Annotated in this window: 7 protein-coding genes; 5 read left to right on the forward strand and 2 right to left on the reverse strand. The window is 60.6% G+C overall.

Going from position 1 to position 6829, the window contains the following annotated elements; all coding sequences use genetic code 11:
* Positions 1–36: 36 nt before the first annotated feature.
* Both dnaN and dnaA read right to left on the reverse strand, forming a co-directional pair.
* Positions 37–1221, reverse strand: coding sequence for a DNA polymerase III subunit beta (gene dnaN, locus RWT78_RS04775; RefSeq protein WP_007729165.1), 1185 nt, complete (start codon positions 1219–1221; stop codon positions 37–39).
* A 584-nt stretch (positions 1222–1805) separates the two neighbouring features.
* A complete protein-coding gene (dnaA, locus tag RWT78_RS04780; protein WP_003942491.1) occupies positions 1806–3368 on the reverse strand; it encodes a chromosomal replication initiator protein DnaA in 1563 nt (520 codons plus the stop codon).
* A gap of 780 nt (positions 3369–4148) precedes the next feature.
* On the opposite strand from dnaA, the gene rpmH reads away from it, so the two are divergent.
* The 5 genes from rpmH to RWT78_RS04805 are packed head-to-tail and all read left to right on the forward strand — an operon-like array spanning position 4149 to position 6771.
* Positions 4149–4292 carry a 50S ribosomal protein L34 gene (gene rpmH, locus RWT78_RS04785; protein ID WP_003942540.1) on the forward strand — a complete coding sequence of 48 codons (144 nt, stop codon included), beginning with the start codon at positions 4149–4151 and terminating at the stop codon, positions 4290–4292.
* A gap of 26 nt (positions 4293–4318) precedes the next feature.
* Complete coding sequence (gene rnpA / locus RWT78_RS04790; protein WP_019746209.1) at positions 4319–4699, forward strand: ribonuclease P protein component; 381 nt, start codon at positions 4319–4321, stop codon at positions 4697–4699.
* Positions 4696–5076 (forward strand): membrane protein insertion efficiency factor YidD, encoded by a 381-nt coding sequence (yidD, locus tag RWT78_RS04795; protein WP_007729147.1) that lies wholly within the window; start codon positions 4696–4698, stop codon positions 5074–5076. Before rnpA ends, yidD begins: the two co-directional genes overlap by 4 nt.
* Before the next feature lie 4 nt (positions 5077–5080).
* Positions 5081–6187 (forward strand): membrane protein insertase YidC, encoded by a 1107-nt coding sequence (gene yidC, locus RWT78_RS04800; protein ID WP_003942570.1) that lies wholly within the window; start codon positions 5081–5083, stop codon positions 6185–6187.
* A 20-nt stretch (positions 6188–6207) separates the two neighbouring features.
* Positions 6208–6771: a protein jag gene (locus tag RWT78_RS04805; RefSeq protein WP_003942504.1), complete on the forward strand. Its 564-nt coding sequence runs from the start codon at positions 6208–6210 to the stop codon at positions 6769–6771.
* The last annotated feature ends 58 nt before the right edge of the window (positions 6772–6829 follow it).

Here is a 6829-nt window from a genome sequence, read left to right on the forward strand (position 1 = left end):
CCCTGGTCAGGCGCGAACTGAAGTGCGGGGTTCCACTCAGCCCGGAAGGCGAACCGGCATCAGCAGGTACGTGTACTCGCTCGAGGGCGCAGCGAAGTTACCGGACTCGTCTGCCGTGGGCTCTTCCTCGGCCGCGGGGCGAAGAACAGCCGGACGGCTGGGAGTGGTGAAGCCGAACAGAACGTTTTCGCTGTGAAGCGAATTCAACCCGTCGATGAGGTAACCGGGGTTGAACGCAATGGTGAGTGCTTCGCCCTGGAACGACGCGTTGAGCGTCTCTTCCGCGCGGCCGGCGTCGTCGCCACCCGCAGAGAGGAGCAGGCCGTCAGCGGAGAACTGCATGCGAACCTGTGCGCCACGCTCGGCGACGAGTGCTACACGCTTGATGGCCTCGATGAGAGGCGTGACCTCGACCGTTGCCATCGCGGTGTGCTGAGCAGGCAGCAACTGACGGAACTTCGGGAACTCGGCGTCGAGGAGGCGCGTCGTGGTGCGGCGTCCGTCGTTGACGATGCCGAGGAGTCCGTCGTTTCCGATGGTCGTACCGGAGCCGAGAGCCAACTCGACCGGCGAATTTGCATTGCCGGCAAGCGTTTTCGCGGACTCGGACAGAGTCTTGGCCGGGATGAGAACAGCAGCCTGGACGTCAGGATTGGCCGGAGTCCACTCGAGTTCACGAACAGCGAGACGGAAGCGGTCGGTAGCGGCGAGGACGATCGAATTCTGTTCGATCTCGACACGGATACCCGTGAGCATCGGAAGGGTGTCGTCCTTGCCGGCTGCAACGGCTACCTGGCTGATGGCTTCGGAGAACAGGTCGACGGGAATGGAACCGGACTGCTGCGGAAGCGTCGGAAGCTGGGGGTAGTCCTCGACCGGCATCGTGGGCAGGGAGAACTTGGCGCTTCCGCACGAGATGAGCACGCGAGTGCCCTCGAGGGTCACATCGACCGGCTTGTTGGGAAGCGACTTGGTGATATCGGCAAGGAGGCGTCCGGAGACGAGTGCCTGACCTGCAGTCGTGACATCTGCCGAGACGCGGACCTGCGCAGATACCTCGTAGTCGAACCCGGAAACGGTGAGGCCGGCTTCGGTTGCGTCGAGAAGAACTCCGCCGAGAACCGGCACGGGCGGCCTCGAGGGCAGGCTACGAGCAACCCACGCTACTGAATCAGCGAACTCTTCCCGGGAAACGCGAAACTTCAGGCTTCCAAGCTCCATCGCCGGGTTATTCCTCTCGGTAGGCATGTTCGTCTGCTGCGGATCTGCATCAGCTCACTTGAAGTCTGACACAGACCAAGCGATGCCCACCGTATGCCCTCGAGGGCGCAAGTGGAAAGCCGAAGCCGCGGCGAGCGCAGCCTGAGGCGAGGTTCTCAACAGGAGTTGTCCCCAGAACTATTTTCAAAGAGCTTTTCCTAGGAAATTCTCAGTAGTAGTAATAAGTCCTGTGCAATCTGTGGAGCAACGGTTGTCGACGCTGGTAGGTCCCCTCGAGGGCCTGTGCACTTCTCGAGGACAGACTCGAGGACCAATCGACCCCCTCTGTGCACTCTCTGAAAGTTTTCGGATTCCTCCTCGAGAACTCCACAGACTTGCGGAGTTATCAACACACTTATCCACAGATGTGAATACTTTTCACAAGAAACGAAGAGTTTGTTCTCATCGGCGTGTCTGACTCCGGCGTGTCGTCCCTTGAGGTGGACAACCGCCCTCGAGGGGACCGCACGTGGAACCCTTCGAATACACCGATGCCGCTCGAGGGAACCTCTGCCTCGAGCGGCATCGATCGAAATAAGTGCAGGTCAACGCTTGGAGCGCTGCTTGATCCTTGCGGTCAACTCCTGAACCTGGTCGTACACCTTGCGGCGTTCCGTCATTTCCTTACGGATCTTCTTGTCGGCGTACATGACCGTCGTGTGGTCACGGCCGAACGTCTGACCGATCTTCGGCAAGGACAAATCAGTGAGCTCACGGCACAAATACATCGAGATCTGGCGGGCCTGAGCGAGCGGCCGGGCCTTACCCGGCCCACACAGGTCGTCGATCGACATGTTGAAGTATTCGGCCGTCACCGCCATGATCGTCGCCGCATTGATCTCGAGGCTCGACGAATCGGGCATCAGATCTCGCAGGACCACCTCGGCCAACGTCAGATCCAACGGTTGACGGTTGAGCGAGGCAAAAGCGGTGACGCGGATCAACGCTCCCTCGAGTTCACGAATGTTGCGCTCGATACGGCTGGCGATCAACTCGAGGACGTCGTGCGGGACCTCGAGGCGATCCATCCTCGCCTTCTTGCTCAGAATCGCGATACGCGTCTCGAGCTCAGGCGGCTGAACGTCGGTGATCAGGCCCCATTCGAAGCGCGTCCGCAGACGCTCCTCGAGGGTTGCCAACTGTTTGGGCGGACGGTCCGAGGAAACGACGATCTGCTTGTTCGCGTTGTGCAAGGTGTTGAAGGTATGGAAGAACTCCTCCTGAATACCTTCCTTGCCTTCGATGAACTGGATGTCGTCGACCAGCAGGACATCCGTTTCCCGGTAGCGACGCTTGAACGCGACCTTGCGGTCGTCACGGAGACTGTTGATGAAGTCGTTGGTGAATTCTTCGGTCGAGACGTACTTGACCCGCATGCCGGGGAACAGTCGCTGTGCGTAGTGGCCGGCCGCATGAAGAAGGTGCGTCTTGCCCAGGCCCGAAGCTCCCCAGATGAACAAGGGGTTGTACGCACGCGCCGGCGCCTCCGCGATCGCGACGGCAGCGGCATGAGCGAATCGGTTGGACGATCCGATCACAAAAGTGTCGAAGGTGTACTTCGCATTGAGGCTGTTGGCGCCGGACCCCGAAGCAGAAGGAGTAGCGGGCGGCTTCGTGAAGTACGACGGCCACGATTCGTGAACGCTCGCGAGTGCTTCGCGGTCGTCGTCGACTTCTTCGGTCTCGGCAGTCTCGGAGTCCGAAGGTTCGCCGTCGCCTTCGGTGAATCTGCGCCGACGGTATGCGCCCGATGAGTTGACCGACTCGAACTGACGGCTGCCCGTGCGCTCCTCGACCGGTTCGGCGGGTGCGTCGGCGTCGTCTTCGAGTGCGATGCGGACACCGAGTCCCTCGACCTGGCCGCCGAGATGGCGTCCGAGTGCCTGCAGGATCGGCTCGCGTAGATCGCGCTCGATCGTCTCTTGAGCAAATGGCGATGGAACCGAGAGGAGTGCAAAACCCTGAGCAAGTGTGAGAGGCCTCACCAGACGGACAAATGCCTTCTGCTTGCTGCTCAAAGCCGGAAGATTACTTCCGGGGTCATCACTCGTGAGTTCTGCAACCACGTCGACCCAGACCCGTGCGAGCGCGTTGGGATCGTCGTTCACGTGGTTCCTTCCCGTGTTTCGCCGACAGTGGGTGTGCTGCAGCTGCCGAGCGTATGGCTGCGGCGTCGAATGATTCGGTGGATTACCACCCGGGGTGAGAACCCCGTAACAGGCTACGAATATGCCACCTGGGCTGTGTTTCCACACAATTATCCACAGATGTGGACAAACCTGCACCGAGTCGGTTTTTTCGTCAACCAAATTCGTCAAAGTGACCGAGAAATTGATCTACCTGCAACTTTGTCGGAACTCGAGGCGTTCGCCACTTGGTGTCGGGGATGCGTCAACACTCACAGCCCTGTGGATGAATGTGGAAACTCGGGATTCGGGGTCGCGTCCGGTGCTCGTGCCCGTATGTGCTGATGAGGCCTTGTCGAGAGCGTGTGCGGGTGGAACTGTCCGGGTTGCCTTCGAGCCACCTGCGTTCCGTAGCGGAACTGTTGCCAAGGTCACACTTGCCGCCTCGCTCGAGGTCACGGCCGTATGCACACCGCGAACGGAATCTTCGGAATAATGGAAGTGTCGGCGTGTCGCCGCAGTTGCCGCGGGAGGGCCCTGAATCGGGCTGGTTTGACCTTGGCAACGGTGGTAAGTAACCTCGAACGGTCACCCGCTGGTGGTGATCGCTTCGTGCTGGCTACATATGTCAGGTCGGAACGGTCTTCCAAGCCACAACGAGTGAAGCTGATTGTTCTGTACCTGTTTTATCCAAAGGCGCCGTAAGGCGTCGATCACTGAATGACGCCGGGAGGCGTCAATGAACTTCGAGGAGTGTTGACCGTGGCCAAGGGCAAGCGGACGTTCCAGCCGAATAATCGCCGCCGCGCGCGTGTTCACGGCTTCCGTCTTCGTATGCGTACCCGTGCGGGTCGTGCAATCGTTTCGGCGCGTCGCCGTAAGGGCCGCGATTCCCTCACCGCCTGATCTGATTTCGAGTTCAGGAGCTCGGGGTGTTGCCTGAGCCGTCTCGGTTGCGTCGCCACGCGGATTTCTCCGTGGCGGTGCGACGCGGGCGTCGTATGGGAAGACGCGACCTTGTCGTGCACGCGTTCGATCGCGAGCAAGTAGAGGCGCTGGTAGTAACAAATCACGGTCCCCGTTTCGGGCTGATCGTGAGCAAGGCTGTCGGGCCGGCGGTGATTCGACATCGAGTCGCACGCCGGCTTCGTCATATCTGTGCAGATTTCGTCGGGCAGGTTTCGCCGGAGACGGACGTGGTTATCCGCGCACTTCCGGGTGCAGCTACCGCCAGTTCAGCCGAACTGGCCAAGCAGTTGCGCGGGGGCCTGACCAAAATGAACCTATTGGTGTCGGTAAGTGAAGAGCCATGAGTACTCCGCTCTCTGAGCAGATCGAGACTCCCAGAGCCTCCCGTGTCATCACGGTGTTGAAGGCTGTGCGTCGCGCTCCCGCCACTGTTCTCATCTTCTGTATCGAGTTGTACCGGACGTATGTGTCGCCCTTGAGGATGCCGACCTGCCGGTTCACCCCTACCTGCAGTGAATACGCGGTCGAAGCGCTGCGCACTCACGGGGCGATCAAAGGCCTTTTCTTGACTGTGGTGCGGTTGGCGAAGTGTGCCCCCTGGCATTCTGGAGGGTGGGACCCTGTCCCTGCCCGTCGTGACCGTGATGCGGGTAGCCGCCATAGCTGTCCGGAAGCACGCGCAGCGTGTCACAGTCCGACGGACGAACAGAGGAGTACTTAGAGCCGTGCTCAATTTCATCTACTATCCGGTATCCGCGATTCTGTGGGTCTGGCACAAGGTCTTCGGGTTCATTCTCGGCCCGGACAACGGAATAGCCTGGGCGCTTTCCGTGGTGTTCCTGGTGTTCACCTTGCGTGCGGTTCTGTACAAGCCGTTCGTGAAGCAGGTCCGCACGACGCGTCAGATGCAGGAACTGCAGCCACAGATCAAGGCATTGCAGAAGAAGTATTCGGGCGACCGTCAGCGCCAGGCCGTCGAGATGCAGAAGCTCCAGAAGGAGCACGGATTCAACCCGATCATGGGCTGTCTCCCGGTCTTGGCTCAGGCTCCGGTGTTCATCGGTCTGTTCCACGTCCTGCGCTCGTTCAACCGCACCGGCACCGGCATGGGCCAGCTGGGCATGAGCGCCGAGGACAACCTCAACACCCCGAACTACGTCTTCTCGGCCACTGACGTCCAGTCGTTCCTGGATGCTCGTCTGTTCGGCGCGCCCATCTCGGCCGCGATCACGACGCCGGTTGCGCAGCTTCAGGCCTACGTCACCGAGAACGTTCCCGAGCTTCCGTCACGGCTGAACATCATCCTCGTGGCCGCTCCGCTGATGATCATCGCCAGCATCGCGACGCACTTCAACTCACGCGCTTCTGTTGCCCGTCAGAGCGAAGCAGCTGCCGCGAACCCGCAGTCCGCGATCATGAACAAGCTCGCCCTGTACGTCTTCCCGCTCGGTGTTCTGGTCGGTGGACCGTTCCTTCCGATCGCGATCCTCCTGTACTGGGTGTCGAACAACATCTGGACCTACGGTCAGCAGCACCTCGTCTTCCGCAAGATCGACGCGGAAGAAGAAGCCAAGAAGCAGGAAGCGATCACTCGCCGCAACGACAATGCGCCCAAGCCCGGTGCCCGTCCTGATCCCAGCAAGAAGAAGGGATCTCCGGCTGCGCTGAAGACCGCGGATTCAGCCGACGACGACGGTGACGCCCCGGAAGTTTCGCTCAAGAAGCCACAGCCGAAGCCCTCGGGTTCCAGTGGTGGTTCCACGTCGAAACCGAAACAGAACCGGCCACAGAGCAACCGCGGCAACTCCCCCAAGCGCAATAAACGGCGCTGATCCAGGAAAGAGAACGACCAATGTCCAGTGAAGCTGACATCGTTGTGGATGGAGAGAACGCAGACGTGAGCACCGAGACCACTGCGCCGGTTACCGATGTGGATGTAGACATCGACGATTCCGATGACGACCTGATCGAAGAGGGCGAGATCGCCGGCGACTACCTCGAGCAGTTGCTCGACGTTCTCGATTTCGACGGAGACATCGACCTTGACGTCGAGGGCGATCGGGCGATCGTCAGCATCGACGGCGGCGACGACCTGACCAAGCTCGTGGGACGCAAGGGTGAGGTTCTGGATGCTCTCCAGGAGCTGACTCGTCTGGCAGTTCAGCAGTCGACCGGAGAGCGCAGCCGCTTGATGCTCGACATCGCCGGCTGGCGTGCGGGGCGTCGTGAGGCACTCAGTGCTCTCGGTGCGGAAGCTGCACAGCGTGTTCTCGAGACCGGCGAACGCGAAGAGCTTGCTCCGATGACGCCGTTCGAACGCAAGATCGTGCACGACGCCGTCGCCAAGGTCGCCGGTGTTTCCAGCGAGAGCGAAGGCGCTGAGCCGTCTCGCCGAGTGGTTGTCCTCAAGGACTGACACTCCCCCTGATCGAATGCGGGCCCCGGATTTTCCGGGGCCCGCTTTTGTGTCCGAG

Origin of the sequence: uncultured Rhodococcus sp. (genome assembly GCF_963525155.1) — a bacterium.
In the GTDB taxonomy this organism is placed as follows: Bacteria; Actinomycetota; Actinomycetes; order Mycobacteriales; family Mycobacteriaceae; genus Rhodococcus_F; species Rhodococcus_F qingshengii.

Excerpts from the sequence above, each read along its gene's own strand:
- dnaN (WP_007729165.1), bottom strand. The coding sequence starts at position 1,221 with ATGGAGCTTGGAAGCCTGAAGTTTCGCGTTTCCCGGGAAGAGTTCGCT.
- RWT78_RS04805 (WP_003942504.1), top strand. The coding sequence starts at position 6,208 with ATGTCCAGTGAAGCTGACATCGTTGTGGATGGAGAGAACGCAGACGTG.
- yidD (WP_007729147.1), top strand. The coding sequence starts at position 4,696 with ATGAGTACTCCGCTCTCTGAGCAGATCGAGACTCCCAGAGCCTCCCGT.